The sequence below is a fragment of the Providencia sp. PROV122 genome, assembly GCF_028482365.1.
GTDB classification, from domain to species: domain Bacteria; phylum Pseudomonadota; class Gammaproteobacteria; order Enterobacterales; family Enterobacteriaceae; genus Providencia; species Providencia stuartii.
This window is the reverse complement of the sequence record NZ_JAMPQI010000001.1, coordinates 175,119-191,292: the sequence shown is the minus strand read 5'-3', so window position 1 is coordinate 191,292 and position 16,174 is coordinate 175,119. Positions and strand designations below refer to the sequence as shown.

At 38.3% G+C, this 16,174-nt stretch carries 15 protein-coding genes, 1 tRNA gene, 1 pseudogene and 1 CRISPR repeat array; of the genes and pseudogenes, 4 read left to right on the top strand and 13 right to left on the bottom strand.

The features are described 5' to 3' along the window. Positions 1-765 precede the first annotated feature (765 nt). Positions 766-2,181, bottom strand: a complete 1,416-nt coding sequence (locus tag PSE69_RS00860) for an NAD(P)/FAD-dependent oxidoreductase (RefSeq protein WP_004922269.1) — start codon at positions 2,179-2,181, stop codon at positions 766-768. Between the two features lie 1,058 nt (positions 2,182-3,239). Beyond that, on the bottom strand, positions 3,240-3,812 hold the full coding sequence (locus PSE69_RS00855; RefSeq protein WP_014656465.1) for a hypothetical protein: 573 nt from the start codon (positions 3,810-3,812) through the stop codon (positions 3,240-3,242). A gap of 1,017 nt (positions 3,813-4,829) precedes the next feature. On the opposite strand from PSE69_RS00855, the gene PSE69_RS00850 reads away from it, so the two are divergent. After that, on the top strand, positions 4,830-5,162 hold the full coding sequence (locus tag PSE69_RS00850) for a hypothetical protein (protein WP_004922279.1): 333 nt from the start codon (positions 4,830-4,832) through the stop codon (positions 5,160-5,162). 168 nt (positions 5,163-5,330) lie between these two features. On the opposite strand, the gene lpxL is transcribed toward PSE69_RS00850, so the two are convergent. The 3 genes from lpxL to PSE69_RS00835 form a co-directional block, all read right to left on the bottom strand. Further along, positions 5,331-6,254 carry an LpxL/LpxP family Kdo(2)-lipid IV(A) lauroyl/palmitoleoyl acyltransferase gene (lpxL, locus tag PSE69_RS00845; RefSeq protein WP_014656467.1) on the bottom strand — a complete coding sequence of 308 codons (924 nt, stop codon included), beginning with the start codon at positions 6,252-6,254 and terminating at the stop codon, positions 5,331-5,333. Positions 6,255-6,531: 277 nt separating this feature from the next. Continuing rightward, positions 6,532-6,852 carry a hypothetical protein gene (locus PSE69_RS00840; protein ID WP_004922284.1) on the bottom strand — a complete coding sequence of 107 codons (321 nt, stop codon included), beginning with the start codon at positions 6,850-6,852 and terminating at the stop codon, positions 6,532-6,534. Then, a complete protein-coding gene (locus tag PSE69_RS00835) occupies positions 6,853-7,200 on the bottom strand; it encodes a hypothetical protein (protein ID WP_014656468.1) in 348 nt (115 codons plus the stop codon). A 153-nt stretch (positions 7,201-7,353) separates the two neighbouring features. Further along, a CRISPR array of direct repeats spans positions 7,354-8,041; the repeat unit is 28 nt; unit sequence TTTCTAAGCTGCCTATACGGCAGTACAC. A gap of 379 nt (positions 8,042-8,420) precedes the next feature. Here PSE69_RS00835 and PSE69_RS19830 point away from each other — a divergent pair. Beyond that, complete coding sequence (locus PSE69_RS19830; protein WP_113742863.1) at positions 8,421-8,537, top strand: putative zinc ribbon protein; 117 nt, start codon at positions 8,421-8,423, stop codon at positions 8,535-8,537. A gap of 27 nt (positions 8,538-8,564) precedes the next feature. Here the strand turns inward: PSE69_RS19830 and arsC are convergent, their stop codons facing one another. From arsC to PSE69_RS00800, 7 genes and pseudogenes are all read right to left on the bottom strand, one after another. Beyond that, positions 8,565-8,990: a glutaredoxin-dependent arsenate reductase gene (gene arsC, locus PSE69_RS00830; RefSeq protein ID WP_121874619.1), complete on the bottom strand. Its 426-nt coding sequence runs from the start codon at positions 8,988-8,990 to the stop codon at positions 8,565-8,567. A 10-nt stretch (positions 8,991-9,000) separates the two neighbouring features. Further along, the gene (locus PSE69_RS00825; RefSeq protein WP_121874620.1) at positions 9,001-10,290 is read right to left on the bottom strand and encodes an arsenic transporter; all 1,290 of its coding nucleotides are present in this window, start codon (positions 10,288-10,290) and stop codon (positions 9,001-9,003) included. Positions 10,291-10,345: 55 nt separating this feature from the next. Beyond that, positions 10,346-12,097: an arsenical pump-driving ATPase gene (arsA, locus tag PSE69_RS00820; RefSeq protein ID WP_272674903.1), complete on the bottom strand. Its 1,752-nt coding sequence runs from the start codon at positions 12,095-12,097 to the stop codon at positions 10,346-10,348. Positions 12,098-12,110: 13 nt separating this feature from the next. Then, positions 12,111-12,476, bottom strand: coding sequence for an arsenite efflux transporter metallochaperone ArsD (gene arsD, locus PSE69_RS00815; RefSeq protein ID WP_004922301.1), 366 nt, complete (start codon positions 12,474-12,476; stop codon positions 12,111-12,113). 47 nt (positions 12,477-12,523) lie between these two features. Beyond that, on the bottom strand, positions 12,524-12,859 hold the full coding sequence (locus tag PSE69_RS00810; RefSeq protein WP_004922304.1) for a metalloregulator ArsR/SmtB family transcription factor: 336 nt from the start codon (positions 12,857-12,859) through the stop codon (positions 12,524-12,526). A 127-nt stretch (positions 12,860-12,986) separates the two neighbouring features. Next, positions 12,987-13,152 (bottom strand): annotated as a pseudogene (locus PSE69_RS00805) (integrase core domain-containing protein); the annotation flags it as partial. Positions 13,153-13,212: 60 nt separating this feature from the next. Beyond that, positions 13,213-13,289: transfer RNA gene (locus PSE69_RS00800), tRNA-Arg, on the bottom strand. Between the two features lie 188 nt (positions 13,290-13,477). Here PSE69_RS00800 and folD point away from each other — a divergent pair. Continuing rightward, positions 13,478-14,335, top strand: a complete 858-nt coding sequence (gene folD, locus PSE69_RS00795; RefSeq protein ID WP_004922311.1) for a bifunctional methylenetetrahydrofolate dehydrogenase/methenyltetrahydrofolate cyclohydrolase FolD — start codon at positions 13,478-13,480, stop codon at positions 14,333-14,335. 17 nt (positions 14,336-14,352) lie between these two features. Then, entirely contained in the window at positions 14,353-14,565 is a 213-nt protein-coding gene (gene ybcJ, locus PSE69_RS00790; RefSeq protein ID WP_014656527.1) for a ribosome-associated protein YbcJ, read from the top strand. 464 nt (positions 14,566-15,029) lie between these two features. Here ybcJ and PSE69_RS00785 read toward each other — a convergent pair whose 3' ends face one another. Beyond that, on the bottom strand, positions 15,030-16,172 hold the full coding sequence (locus PSE69_RS00785; protein WP_121874621.1) for a hypothetical protein: 1,143 nt from the start codon (positions 16,170-16,172) through the stop codon (positions 15,030-15,032). Positions 16,173-16,174: the final 2 nt, after the last annotated feature.

Sequence of the window (16,174 nt, the reverse complement as noted above, 5' to 3'; positions counted from 1 at the left end):
ATCTATTTTATAGCCGCATTTATATTTATTAGTTTTTCACTATATCTACCTGAAATATATAAATTTATAATGAACAGGGTAAACTAAGTAACGTTGAATACATTGAGCTATAACATTTGACTTTGTCTTTTTAACAACACACATGCACCTGTTTTTGCCGTTAGTTGATTAAAAATTACGTATTAGCACCTAATTCACTTTTTACCATAAATCAAAAGAGCAATACGTAATCAGTAAAAATAACTACCAATGGTCACTAATCACATCAGCAAAGATAAAAGCCTGCGTATTGTTATCCTTAAAGTCAGAGTAAATACCTACGACCCGCCTTAAATACAGTTAGCTTCATTTGTAATGATGCTCAATCGCTGTTTCTTCCTTTAAATACCTATTAACCATGGCTGCTTTGTCACCTCACTTTCTATATCTTACGACAACCAATCAACCAATATAAATTTCTACCATCATGGTACATCACCGTATTACTACAGCTTCAAAAAGTAACTGTATCCGTTAGCGTAAATACAATCATTCCTTTCTGCATAGAGAGAGAGAAGAAATTAAATGACCCCATTAAAGGATTAACATATTTTGTATTTTCCTTTACACGAATGAGATGACTCCCCTCCTGCATGGATTCTCGAATGCGCTAATAGCGGCCTTATTTAGCATTAGCATGAGGGAATAGATTGCAGAAAGCAAAAAATGCCCTCACAAGGAGGGCTGTTATCAAATATGGGTCGGATAACTTAAAATCGATTTAATCTAAAATCTGTAAAGGCTAAATGGTTTCACATCCAATGAAGGTTCTTTACCTAACAGTAGATCTGCCGTGATTTCAGAAGAAACAGGGCTTTCTGTCATACCCCAACCTGTCGCGGTGTTAATCACCAGACCTGGGTATTCATTAACTTGAGAAATGATAGGATTCTCATCTGGTGCTATCGCCATCGCACCACTCCACTGGTCGATAAGTTTAGAGTCTTTAAATGCAGGGAACTCTGCTTTCAATTTCTCTAATGAAGAATTTAGCTCAGGAATATCTGGCAGTGCGGTCATATTCCTATTTTTCTCAAACGGAGAAACTTCGTCTAGCTCCCAGTGTGTCGGTTGTGTAAATGAATTAATTAACTGTTCATTTAATGAAATGTGTACTGGGAAATCTGGCATTGATAGCAATGGCAGATATTTATAACCATAGATAAATGATTCTTTTACGACTGGAGCAACGATCACACGAGGTGAAGTCGCATAGGTGCCATCAGCTTGCTCACGGAAGAAAATGTTACCTGGTAAAGCGACGTTACCACCCGGTGCAGTAGGTGAACCACTGATCAATTGCTGAGATTGGTAAGCCGGTAATGTTGGTACGTCAACATTCAGATTTTGCATGAACAGTCTAGACCATACACCGCCAGCAACAACCACTCTAGAAGTTTTAATCGCACCTTTTTCTGTCACAACATCAGAAATTGCACCCGCTTGAGTTTCTAAGCCTCTTGCAGCACAGTTTGTGTAGATCTTAACCCCAATTTTTTTAGCGTATTCCGCCATAACAAAGGTTGCAATCTCAGCATCTAGGCTACCTGAGTCTTCTTCAAAACCGGCGATTGTCCAATTTGATGTAGCTCCACGAAGGCGCTGATTTAATTCATCACCTTCAATAATTCTAGTTTTGAATGGAATATCTGAACCGACATTCTTACTTCTTGTATCAATCCATTTTCTGACGTGATCTAAATCTTCTTCATCAAGAGGAACTTCTACGCGCCCTTGAGTACGATAGCTAGTATCGACACCCACTTTCGCATTCATTTCTCTCCAACGCTGTTTACCAATATGATGAAGCAGGAATGTCTCATCAGGCATTTTGTAAGTAATGACTTGGCCATAGAATCTAGAAGATTGTTCGCCAGCAATATTCCCCTTCTCAACGATTACAACAGACAAGCCGCGTTCAACAAGATTGATAGCGGTCATAATACCTAAAATACCAGCACCAATCACAACAACGTCAGCTTGCTTAGGTAGAGGACCTGCGGTTCCTTCAACAAACCCATGTCTTGGTGTGCCAGGAACAAATCTACCTTCTCGAGTTAACATCGGGGTTAAAATTCCCGCCCCACCAGCCACGGCTACAACAGCCCCGCCGATAAGAAACTTTCTTCTAGTTATTGCCATTTTAAAACATTTCCTTTTATCAAATGAACGTCAGTATCTAAATAATAAGATCATCATTTAATTTTTATTTGTAACGTAATTGTATTCTAATTTAGATTAAAATTAAATTTATTTGTTAAAAATTATTTTTAATGAATGTTTATTCATAAAATAAAAATAGAATATTAACTAAATAAAACTGAATACTTTTTAGACAAACAGCAATGCAAAACCCCTATTCTATCAATATCGGAACTTCTGCAAGATATAATATATTTAGCGCTAACAGAAAAATGACAAGTCACTATAAATGAATAGTTATTTTCATTATTTAAAAGAAAAACACTTGGTCGCTAGGGAGAATTTGTAACATCTGTAGGAAAATTAACCTATCGTAGACCTACGATTTGGGCAATATTAAAGCTAACAGGATACGTTATTTTACTTAAGTATTTTATCAATTCATTTTTAGCTTAATATATCAATAACCATTAAAAAAAGAGGGACTCTTGAATCACTCTTACGGATATTATTGATCACTTATTAATTAAGGTCTTTTTATGCCATCGCACTTTACTCTCTATTATTTTAAGATTAAATTTCACACTAAAATTAACCTTATTCTTTGAGCTGTTATGACGAGACTATTCATGTTAGTTAAAGCTATTTAATGGTTATCTCATATCTCACCACAATTTAACCTACAGTGCTTACGTATTGTATTATCAGTACCTAAACCCCGACTTTCTTCGAATCAAAGAATAAATTATATTGATATAAAACTGGGAGCTAGAACAAATAATAGGCGCCCTTTGTCAACCTTTTCTCACTCATTCATTTTCATTGCTAGGCCTAGCTTTGTCGGTATTTCCCTTTCAAGGCTGATCAAAAAAATCATGCTTAAAAATAAGGTGGTCTAGAGAGGTGCTGATCTGATATCAACTAACTGTGCTATATTCAATTTAGTCTGATATAAAAATCCCCCAGTCCGAGTTAGGAGCTTCCTCCTAACTCATTGGATATTAAATGATGGCACAACAATAATTCTTTTTGCCTATAAGAAGTGATTGTGATGAAACTTATTTTTTATATTTATTATAAAATTCTTCACCGCACATCACTTTAGTAAAGTCGCTGCCAACGGTCATTACAGATAAAGGCTTAACTTTATCGACATAGATAAAGTGGTTTCTAATCTTATCTTTTTCTTTCACTGGTTTTACTTGACCATTTTCTATTTGGTCAGAGTCATAATTCACACAATACCCAATTGTGTTAGCCGTTTTTTTATCTTTTACCACCATGATTTCATTATATTTAAAACGATAACCTTGGTTGTCTTTAGCTAACTGTTCTTTCGTTTTATCGCTTCTCGCAAAAGGGCTTGATACGCGATATAGAGCATCAGCATATTCAGCATCCATTTTTTTGCTGACAAACTGTTGATCAGCAGAGCTAGCAGAAGCGTAAGTCACACCCTGCTGTGTTGTTTTAATACTATATGCTTCCCATTCCTCTGACTCTTGAACAACTGGGTTGGCGTCGCTCAGAATATTCGCGAATTCACCCCACATATCATTATTTGAGCTACAGCCTGTAACCAACAATGTGGCGGCGCTAAGTACTGTAATTGAGAGAATATGTTTTTTCATTTTTACCCTAAAAGTTAAGATTAATGGTACGCGATAGATTTGTAACCAATGATTTTTAAAGTATTTTCATTGTATCTAGGAAATAAATAATCTGCAAATAGGTGCCTTAATATCAATTACCATTAAATTTATCAGATAAATTAAGCATAGAAACTACAAGGTAATAAACAAACTATCACATCAATTTAATCCGATATTTAAAAATAAAATTTCTATCAATAGCCCTAATGATGGGCACTGAGTTTATATAAAAAGTCGACGGAGGTTGTGATCTGTCTCTTTCCTACTCTCGATTTGTTCATCACGACAAAATGAAATTTAAAATAAAAACACACATCATTATTAAGTATTAATAACTAAATTTGTCAGATATATCTTAATTCTCACTTCATTAAAAATAAGAAATATCCTACTCACCAAGAGAATTAAATACTATACTTTGATTTTTATTGTTCGTATGCAGCATACGATAGTCAGTAAAATTAAAGGCTGGACATTCATGTTTTCTCTACGCGGCTACGCATTATATTTTTATATTTTTTCTATCCTCTTTTTTATCGCACCGCTTGTCTATGTCATAATAAATGAAGATAAAAATAACTTACTGACCTTCTTAAGCAGCCTTACAATAATTTTTTATGTTATCGTCTGTATGGCAATATTTTTTTAAATTAAGGTAATTAGCAAAATAAAATTCGCTATTTTTATAGTCTCCTTCTTTGTGCGATACACGTTTTTTAATATTCTTTGCCTTTTCACCTTCTTAAGTCATTTTTCAGTATCGAGGTATTCAGACTAGCCAATGATTAAGCGATAAGTTCAATAACAGCATTTAGTTTCGCCTTAGCCCAGAGGTTAGCCAGCTACCACAGTCACAGCGATCAATTAACGTCACATTTTAAGCAAAGGCTCTGCTTGAGCATGCCAATCTCAGTTAACTCTTATTTAAAATATTACCCCTCTTTTTTATTATCTGACTTATCTCTTACATTGGATTCTTACAAGCAAGGTACGAATATGGGCGTTTCTATTTATTATTCCGCAACAAAAAAGACTCCTTTCAATTTTGAAGAAAAAAATACGTTTGAAACCATGGTAAATCAGTTGAATCAAGCCTTTCCATACAAAGAAGATGCGGAGACTCTCTATTTTTATGAAGAGCCATCAGATCAATTCTTACTACAAGGTTCAACAAAATTACCACTTGATGATGAGTCCATTTTGCTCGAGTCTATCGATTACTGGTTAGATTGTCTTTCGCAATTAACTCTAGCGTTTTCGACAGCACAATGGAGTGTTAGCATCGAAGACTCAGAAGCTACATGGGTTGATGATCATTGGGAAATGTAATATTACGGGTAACCTAGAAATAGGATTATTTGCTATAATTAATTATTCCTATTCCCTCTCTTACCAATAAATACCCTTTATGTTTGAAGTACCAAATAATTAAAAAGACCCAACCAATGCGGGTCTTATATTATAGGGGGAATCCCCCTTATCTTGCGTCACCATTTTCTAAATATAGAGAGAAGGCTCCCCATCAGGGCGAGTTTTAAACCTTCTATGCGCCCACAAGTACTGCTCTGGTGCTTTCATTATTTCTTTCTCTAGTACAGAGTTAATTGTCGCGGCATCATGTAGCGTATCGCTAGTTGGGTAATTGACTATTTCTTTCCCTAGCACCAAGTCATAACTAATACCATTACGGTTACGTAGCAGTGTGACAGTTAATGTTGGTGAGTGAGATAATTGAGCAAGCGTTGATGTACCTTTTGACGTTGAAGTATTTTTGACTGAAAAAAACGGAGCAAATACAGTTCCCTTTCGACCAAAATCTTGGTCAGGTGCGAACCAAATGGCCTTGCCACTTTTTAATTCTTGAACCATAAATCTTAAATTTTTACGATCAATCATTCCTTTGCCAGAACGACATCGACCCTTTGTTTGAATATATTCCATTGCTTTGTTGTTATGTGGTCGATACATCGCATTTACAGGAAAGCATAGCCCCATAATTCTGCCACCTAACTCCAGCGACATAAAATGAACCCCAACGATAATTACCCCTTTATTTTTGGCAATAGCTTCTTGATAATTAGATATTCCTTTGACTTGAAAGAGCTTTTTAATTCTTTTATCACTCCAGAACCACGCTATTCCGGTTTCAAATAACGCAATACCTAGCGATCTCAAGTTTTCGATAACTAAATCGTCTATTTCTTTGCGGTTTTTATTTGGAAAACACAATTCTAAGTTTCTTTTTATAATGGAAACTCGTCTTTTAATAAAATACTTCGAATTAACCCCCAAAAATGCACCAAGCCGAACAAGCCATTTATAAGGGAGTTGAACCAATAAAAATAAAATAACAATTCCTAACCATGTTGTAGCGTATTTGGGATGGAGTAACTTTAGGGAAAACAGGTTTTTAGCGTACATATGTATCTCAACACTTCGTCTTTGCGATATGCAATGTAAGTTAGACAGTTATTCTTATTTTTAATTCAAAAATTTCATCAATCCGCCATCGTCTATTTACCCTTTGTTTTCAATAAGATAAGTGATAGAGAAAAGATATCAATCACTTTGTAATGATTGATTTTATATATCACGCACCTAATGTGTATAAAAGTTTAAATCACCATTTAGCGAAGACATATCAAAAATAGTTAAAAACACTAACTCATCATATCCCTAATAATAGCTATGAGTCTTATCATCTATCAAATTTTCTGCCATTTGTTGATTTTAAATAGGCATATTCACTATAGGGAAGTCTGATAATAATATTATCTTTATCAATAGCGCTTCCTAACATTGTCATTCTACAGAGTAAATTAACCTTGCCGACTCTCTGCATACATAATCCGTCAGGACTTTCAAAAAAACGCATATCACCTTTCTTCCACATAACAACAGTGACACCATCCGGTATTGCGCCTATTGGCTGAACAGTAAAAATTGTCAGCTTATTATATGCAAATACAGATATTGCACTGATTAAAACAATAAATATTATTAGTATTTTCTTTATCATTTAACAGCCTATCATCTCGCCAGTATTTGTTATTGTGCACGTATTCCCTTCGCTATCAGATGTATGGCATCCAGAGCTGTCACACCAACTTTTTATCGAGTATTCATTGCCTTCACTATCAACTGAAAAGACTTCAGATGAACCATCCGCATAGTCTCTTGAGCCAGATGTTATTGAATATGAGTTACCGTCAGTATCATACGATTCAATAATATTATCGCCTTGTGCATTAGTACTCGATCTTGTACATGCTTGATAGGTACTATCACCTATACACTCCTCTGCCATTGCCGCTGTTGATATAAATGCCACAATAAGCGTATAGATTGTTTTATTTAGCAGCTTCATCCTGCCTCACCGATTAATTTTATTGTTTAAAGGAATTGCACTGTTTTAATAAACTAGAAATCTCAATAAATATAATCTAATTATTAATCTTAAAATAGCGAAAAAAGAAGCCTGTGCAGCTTATTGGAAAGCACACAGGATAATCATTTATCATTTTTAGGCTGCCTATACGGCAGTACACGAAAAAGGCGATTTCAAGTCGTTGGATGCAATTTTCTAAGCTGCCTATACGGCAGTACACATTTTGGATATAAAGGCTTGGGTCATACTTGATTTCTAAGCTGCCTATACGGCAGTACACGTTCTGAGTTCGAACACACCTATCATTTCATTTTTCTAAGCTGCCTATACGGCAGTACACTACCGCCAACCATTTCAACACTGACTGGTTTATTTCTAAGCTGCCTATACGGCAGTACACGTGGTCAAGGCTTAATTCCTCCATCGCCTCGTTTTCTAAGCTGCCTATACGGCAGTACACACCCGCGCCAACTCGTCAAGAACATTAGGCATTTTCTAAGCTGCCTATACGGCAGTACACAGTAGTACGTAATTTGGAGCCGTGAGCGTATATTTCTAAGCTGCCTATACGGCAGTACACATTCAGGCAAACAATCATTGAGTAGATGGTCTTTTCTAAGCTGCCTATACGGCAGTACACGATATCACTGTGACGAACTGTGCCGAAATTGTTTTCTAAGCTGCCTATACGGCAGTACACAATATGGGGAAACTATTATGACAACAATGCATTTTCTAAGCTGCCTATACGGCAGTACACTTTCGCGATGCGCTTATCCAGCCAGCTACCTTTTTCTAAGCTGCCTATACGGCAGTACACTATAAACTATCAGGAAAAAACCTTCGTGCAACAATAAATTATGGCTAATTTGTGCAAAATACCTTATTTTTTAGAGGGTATCATAACACTTTGTTTTTAAACAGAATAAAATTTCAATAAAAATAGAAGGTAAAATAAGATAACTATCACGCATCTTCCCCCCTTCTTACATCAAAAGAGATAGAAAGAGCCTTATTAGAAGCTACGGATAAAACAATCTCTTCAAAAGTAACAGTGACATTTTAATCTTCGCTTGATTAATCAACTTATTACAATAAGGGCCATTTTAATGTATCTATTAAAATGGCCCTTATTGTTAACTCATTCAACGTATAAACTTACTCAGTAATTTCATTCCGTTTTACCGATTTTAAAGGTTATGGATTGGTTTTGTGTACCGTGCCATGACGACTTTACAAATAATCAAAAATACTGCCCTACTTGCCATAAGGGCATTTGGTCTATTCCAACAAAGAATGTCGCTGATAAACATTAACCAACAACAATGATTTCAAAACATCATTTACTTTATTCTGCCCCCTTGTTTATCAACGACAACTTCACCATCTTCTTTGATAAATTCATTTTGTTGCTGATTAGGTAATATATCTAACACGGCTTCAGAAGGCCGACACAACTTTACGCCTAGCGGAGTGACGACAATCGGCCTATTAATCAGTATCGGGTACTGCAACATAAAATCAATGAGTTGGTCATCTGTATAGCTATCTTGTTCTAAATTTAATTGTTCATAGGGTTCGACATTTTTTCGTAATAACGCCCTTACCGTGATTTTCATATCGGCAATAAGTTTTACTAACACATCTCTAGAGGGTGGTGTTTCTAGATAATGAATAATCGCCGGCTCAATACCACTATTGCGGATCATTGCAAGGGTATTACGTGAAGTGCCACAATTTGGGTTGTGGTAGATGGTGATCTCATTCATTGGGTTACCCTTAATTTAACAATGAAAGTCGAAGCACTAAAGCAACGAGTGTGACAATGAGCACAGGGATCGTCATGATAATCCCTGTTTTGAAATAATATCCCCATGTAATGGTCATGTTCTTTTGTGATAACACATGTAACCACAACAATGTTGCTAAGCTACCAATTGGTGTAATTTTTGGCCCTAAATCTGCGCCAATTACATTGGCATAAACCATTGCTTGCTGAATTACCCCTGACGCTTCACTCCCTTCAATGGATAGAGCACCAATTAATACCGTTGGCATGTTATTCATTATGGATGATAAAAATGCGGTAATAAATCCAGTTCCCAGAGTTGCTACCCATAACCCTTTATCGGCAAGGTAATTGAGCGTTTCAGAAAGATAATCGGTTAACCCTGCATTTCTTAAGCCATAAACCACCAAGTACATACCTAAAGAGAAAATGACGATTTGCCACGGTGCACCACGTAAGACTTTTTTGGTATTAATCGTATGGCCTCTGGCTGCAATCACCCAAAGAATTAAGGCGCCAATTGCAGCAATAGCGCTAACAGAAATACCTAATGGTTCTAAGACAAAGAAACCGATGAGCAACAGCACCAATACAAGCCAACCTGCTTTAAACGTTGTCATGTCCTTAATGGCTAAAGCAGGCTCACTCAATTTAGTCATATCATATTGCTTAGGAATATCTTTACGGAAAAACCAATGCAGCATCACTAACGTTGCAATAATCGCCGCGATATCCACTGGCACCATAATTGAGGCATATTCAGTAAATCCAATATTAAAGAAGTCCGCAGAAACAATATTCACGAGGTTTGAAACGATAAGCGGTAAGCTCGCTGTATCTGCAATAAAACCCGCCGCCATGACAAACGCTAACGTCGTGCCTTTGTTGAAACCAAGTGCTAGTAACATCGCAATCACAATGGGCGTTAATATCAATGCCGCACCATCATTGGCAAATAAGGCTGCAACAGTTGCACCAAGCAATACGATATAACTGAATAACAGCCTTCCTTTACCACCGCCCCACTTGGCAACATGTAATGCCGCCCATTCAAAGAAACCACTTTCATCTAAAAGTAGGCTAATAATAATCACTGCAACAAATGTCGCGGTGGCATTCCAAACAATGTTCCAAACAATCGGAATGTCTTGAAAACTGATCACACCAAAGATCAGTGCTAATACAGCCCCTACTGTAGCACTCCAGCCAATCCCCAACCCTTTGGGCTGCCATATAACAAACGTAATCGTTAGAACAAAAATTAATGCGGCAATAAACATAACAACCTCGTTTAAAAGGTGCTTTCGTGCACCTTTTATTTTCTAAAAATAAAACTTATTCTGCGAGCTGACTTAATGCGGATATCCCCACAGGCTCAGTCTCAAGTAAAGGAACGATAGCAACACGTTTTGCTAACGTTGATGCCACCTTTTCAATCTGAACGACTTCCTGCTCTGCCCTTGAAAGTAACAATGGTGAGGTAGTTTCCGTGATAGATAGGCTATTATTAATTACCCACGCCCACGGATGTATATCTGCTCGTATTAAGTCATTCTGTAAGTTTTCCGCCTCAAGCACAGGCGTTGTTTCAGCGAGTGTCGTAATAATGACTTTGGTGCGCTCAGGATCTTGTAATTGCATCATAGGGGTCAAAAAGTGGCCTTTTTTGCCCATTTTCTTAGCAATTTCTTTATGATATGCCCCTGTTGCATCAAGAAGTAATAATGTATGTCCAGTCGGTGCAGTATCCATGACGACAAAACGTTTCCCTGCGTCTCTAATGATGCGAGAAAAGGCCTGAAACACAGCAATTTCTTCAGTACATGGAGAGCGCAAATCTTCCTCAAGTAATGCACGCCCCTCTGCATCTAAATCTTTCCATTTTGTTTCTAAGACATAATTACGATAGCGTTCAGTTTCGGCGATGGGATCAATTCGGCTAACTTGAAGATTGGGTAAAACACCATCAAGTGTTGATTCAACATGAGCAGCAGGATCTGATGTAGTCAGATGCACATCAAGCCCTTTTTCTGCCAATTTAACCGCTATTGATGCTGCAATCGTTGTTTTCCCAACACCGCCTTTGCCCATTAACATAATCAGCCCATGTTGTTGCTGAGATATTTCCCCAACCAGTTCTGACAAGGAGGGTAAAGAAATAGGTTGTTTTGTCGGAGTAATGGTTGAAAATTGTGGCATGTCATTCGATAACAACTGCTTCAATGCATCGACACCAACCATATTGATATTTTGTAAATAAAGAATATCAATGGGTAACGAACGCAATGCCTCAGGCAGAGACTTTAATGCGGCTTGCTCTCGAGAGTAGAGTGCATGGGATAACTTATCATTTTCAGTCATCGCCGTTTCCGGGAAAACACCATTTATAATCAATTGTTGATTTTTGATACCCAGAGAAGACAATTCACTATAGGTCCTCGCAACCTCCCTCAAAGCGGCTGACTGAGGACGTGCAACCAATACTAACCTTGTTAGTGAGTTATCACTCAACGCTTGCACTGCCATGCTGTACTGCTCACGTTGTTTTTCAAGGCCAGACATTGGGCCTAAACATGTCGCACCGTCAGGATTGTCACTAATAAAATCACTCCACGCGCTCGGGAGTTGTAATAAACGGATGGTATGCCCCGTAGGTGCGGTATCAAAAATGATATGGTCAAATTGGCGGGTAATTTCGGTATTGGTTAACAATCCAGTAAATTCATCGAAAGCCGCAATCTCTGTGGTACAGGCGCCTGATAGCTGCTCCGTAATGCTTTGAATTACCGCTTCAGGTAAATTTTCTTTGATTGGATTAATAATTTTATTTCGATATTCTTCGGCAGCAGCTTGAGGGTCTATTTCAATGGCAAATAGGTTTGGAACCAATGTTATTGGCTGAATATTGTTGCCAATCGATTGAGAAAATACCTGCCCAACATTAGAAGCCGGATCCGTACTCACCAGTAAGACTTTTTTCCCTTCCTCTGCCAACTTGATTGCTGTCGCACAGGAAATAGAGGTTTTACCCCCCCCCCCTTTTCCAGTGAAAAATAAATAATTAGGTGTGCTGTCTAAAAAATTCATTTTATCGCCCCTGTTAACAACATGTTTTGTCATTACCGCAACACGACTTAACTGTCTCCACCTTCTCAATATTCAGGCGAATACCAAACCATCTTGCTAGCTCATGACGTTTAGGGTATCGACCTGTCAGCACAATCTCACCATCAAGAATAAAGAGTGGGAGTGATTCGGCGCCAGCGGTTTCCAGAAATGTTTTTACTTTTATGTTGTTAACAAATGCCATAGGCTCTTGCGCTAAATTAAAACGCTTTACATTCGCTCCTTGTTTTTTTAACCAATCTGCATCTGTTGCAAAGTCCACTAATGCTTGATCAACTTCTGTTCCACAAACGCCAGTGCTACAGCATAACGCGGGATCAAATACTTCGAGTTTTTTCATGTCTCAACCTTATATATGATTTTTCGAATATGTTAATTTAAAAAATTTTATATAGAACAGCGATTAGCAGATTCTTTTTTCTCTAAGCTTTTGAGTAAATCTGCGACTCTATTTTTCTCTGTGGCATAGGTGACATCAATGATACTTTTTACCCACGGTAGTAATGCCGGAGATAGCCGATAATGAACCCATTTCCCATGTTTTGAATCGAGTAGAAGACCCGCCTCTCTAAGCATTGCTAGATGTCGAGAGGTCTTCGGTTGCGATAAATTTAAGGCCGTATAGATATCACAGACACATAGCTCACCGGATGCTTTCAAAAGCAGCACGATATCGAGCCTAGTTTGGTCGCCTAAAATTTTAAACAGTTGTAATGGTTCCATGTGTACCTCTTTAGCCTTTTCTTTAAATTATACCTAAAAAACACATACGTCAAATCGAATATGTTTTATTTATAAACCATTTGTTCCTTTTTGTACTAGTTGATAGAAAAGGTAAGAATCAATGATGATAATACCACGCTAACTCTCTAGCTTGGCTCAACGATTCAAATAAATAAGCAAATCAAAAAATTACGACAAAACGAACCATTAAAACGCTCGATAAAGCCATTTTGCTGTAGCTTATCGGGTTGAATATGGCATAACGCTATCTGATTATTTTCACAGTAATTCAATTAATTCACTGAATTTTAGGCATAAAAAAAGACATCGGTTGATGTCCATTGACTTCGAAATGGTACGCCCTACAGGGTTCGAACCTGTGACCTACGGCTTAGAAGGCCGTTGCTCTATCCAGCTGAGCTAAGGGCGCATAAGAGAAATGCGGCAACCTATACGGTTGATGGCGTTGAATTATACGGTTGCTACGCGCTGAGTCAATGGCTTTTCTCTACTAAAATAACTATCTGCTCATTTTATGTTACAGATTGAACTGACATTGGCGCTAACTTCTGACAAAATAGGCACATCCCCAAGTCTCATATATGGATTAAGTCACAGATGTTAGCAAAAATTATTGATGGGAAAACGATTGCGCAGACAATTCGGCAGGAAGTTGCCCAAAAAGTCCAACAACGTATAGAACAGGGCAAACGCGCACCAGGCCTTGCTGTTATCTTAGTCGGTGCAAACCCGGCTTCACAAATTTATGTCGGCAGCAAACGCCGTGCATGTGAAGAAGTGGGTTTCCTATCTCGCTCTTATGATTTGCCTGATACAACAACTGAAGCAGAGCTTCTAAAACTGATCGATGATTTAAACCAAGATACTGAAATCGATGGTATCTTAGTTCAGTTACCTCTGCCGGCGGGCATCGATAACGTTAAAGTTATTGAGCGCATTCACCCAGATAAAGACGTTGATGGGTTTCACCCTTATAATGTCGGCCGTTTATGCCAACGCGCACCACGTCTACGCCCATGCACACCAAGAGGGATTGTTACCCTGCTCGACCGCTACGGTATTAACACCTATGGGCTAAATGCCGTTATCATTGGTGCATCTAATATTGTTGGTCGCCCTATGAGCTTGGAGCTGCTACTTGCTGGCTGTACAACCACCGTGACTCACCGTTTTACAAAAGATCTTGAGCAACACGTTCGCAATGCCGATCTTTTAGTTGTTGCAGTAGGAAAACCGAATTTTATTCCGGGTGAATGGGTTAAACCGGGTGCTATCGTGATTGATGTTGGCATCAACCGCCTTGAAAATGGTAAAGTCACCGGTGATGTAGACTTTGATGAGGCCTCCAAATATGCCTCTTGGATCACCCCTGTACCTGGTGGTGTTGGCCCGATGACGGTAGCCACACTGATCCAAAATACATTGCAAGCGTGCGAAGAGTATCACGATATTTAATGAAATCAGGAGCTGTCATGGATATTTTCAGGCTTGAAGGCCACCCACACATAGAACTGTGTGATTTGCTCAAAATAGAAGGATGGGCAGAAAGCGGGGCAATGGCTAAGGCCATGATCGCTGAAGGCTTAGTGCAAGTTGATGGCGTAATAGAAACTCGCAAGCGTTGCAAAATCGCGGCAGGAAAAGTAGTTTCTATGGGCGACCAAAAAATCAAAGTTCAAGACTAAATACCAACAAGTAAGCTGATGTGCAGATCAGCTTACTTTTACCGCCATTTTCTCTATTAACATACTTTTCTCTCTCACTTACCACCGAGTCGGCTCATCTCAATCTCATCTTAAAATGAAGGCGAGTAAGCTTTATCCCACCAACGAGCTATAACTGAATAACTTATCTGTGACCGACATCCGAATTAGGAGAAATATTTGCACTCTATTCCAATAAACTATTCTTCCTAAACTAGATGATTAATTTAAGAAATTAATAGCCCAAGAATTATTTAGTCTCGAAATGTGATAATAACCGCCTATACCTATATTGCCTTTCTGCTGCACTGTGTGCCATTATCGAAAAGCAAGTTTGTAAGAGGTGCAACAACCACACCTAATAGCAACTCCTACTTGATTATGATAACAATTAATATACTTCTGTTTTCCCCCTTCAATGGGGGACTTTTTTATCTTACTTATTTTTATTTGAAAATTATATCAAGCTGTGCTGCGCCGGTTGCTTTCCCTGGTTTTTCCGTCTTATTAGGACATAGCGACCATACCAGCGGCTGAGATTGTGAAGAGCTTGCGGTTTGTGCGCCTATTTGCATGAAATTTAACCCTTGATTATTGACTGAAAAAGGGATACTTGAAGTCCTATCCACGCAGCCTACTGCATCTGCTGCCGCATTACTGCCAATATAGCCGCGCACTAATCCCCCGATTGTGCCATCACTATAGTGTAAGCTAATTGCATGATTTCCGACGGCAGTTGATGGGGCAACAGGCTGGCCTGAAATAGCAATTTGGAAAGCTCGCCCATCATTAGCACCACAATTCACACTAATTGAAGATGTTGGATTGATAACGGGAAGCCCTTTTCTCGTATCAAATGAGACTTCTGTCGGCGTTGAAATGGAACAAGGTGGATAACTGACCGTCACTGTTCCGCTCGGAAAAATTAGATGGGAGACCAAATCACCCGATGAAGCTGATTTTATAAGATAAAGACTCGGTAACGTATAAGAGCCAGGCTTTGCATTATTACCAACATATAAAAATAACTCCCCTCGTATTGATGCCTTATTATTTTTCCTATTCGTATTCCATTGATGCTGAGTTGCTTCAGGCCAAGCAGAGCCACACCACATGGTCGACGCATTTTGTACTGGTGACGGTGTATAATTACCGTAGTTATCCCACGCCCCTTTTACAGTAACATCATGAAAAGGTCCTGATGTGCTCGCACCTGCTCCAACCGACGCAACCCCTGTTGCATTTGTACTACGAAAACCAATAATTATGTCCTGATCTACCCTATAACCTTTCATTTTACCCACCGTCATTTCATACGAGCTTGGTAAGCAATCAACCTTAGAAGAAGATGTATTAATACCAAAACCATCGGCCCTAATCGCGCTAGATGAATTTACGGCACTAATTTTTGTTAGGGTTATTTCGGCGTTCACATTACCAAGTGAAATAATCTCTTGGCCAGGCATCGCATTAAAATTTGCAGCCAACGCGACTGGATGGATAAAACCAAAGGTAATGACTGTGCTAGTCATATATTTATTAAACACTGAACTCATCATGGTTTTATATTTAAAATAATAATATTTCATGG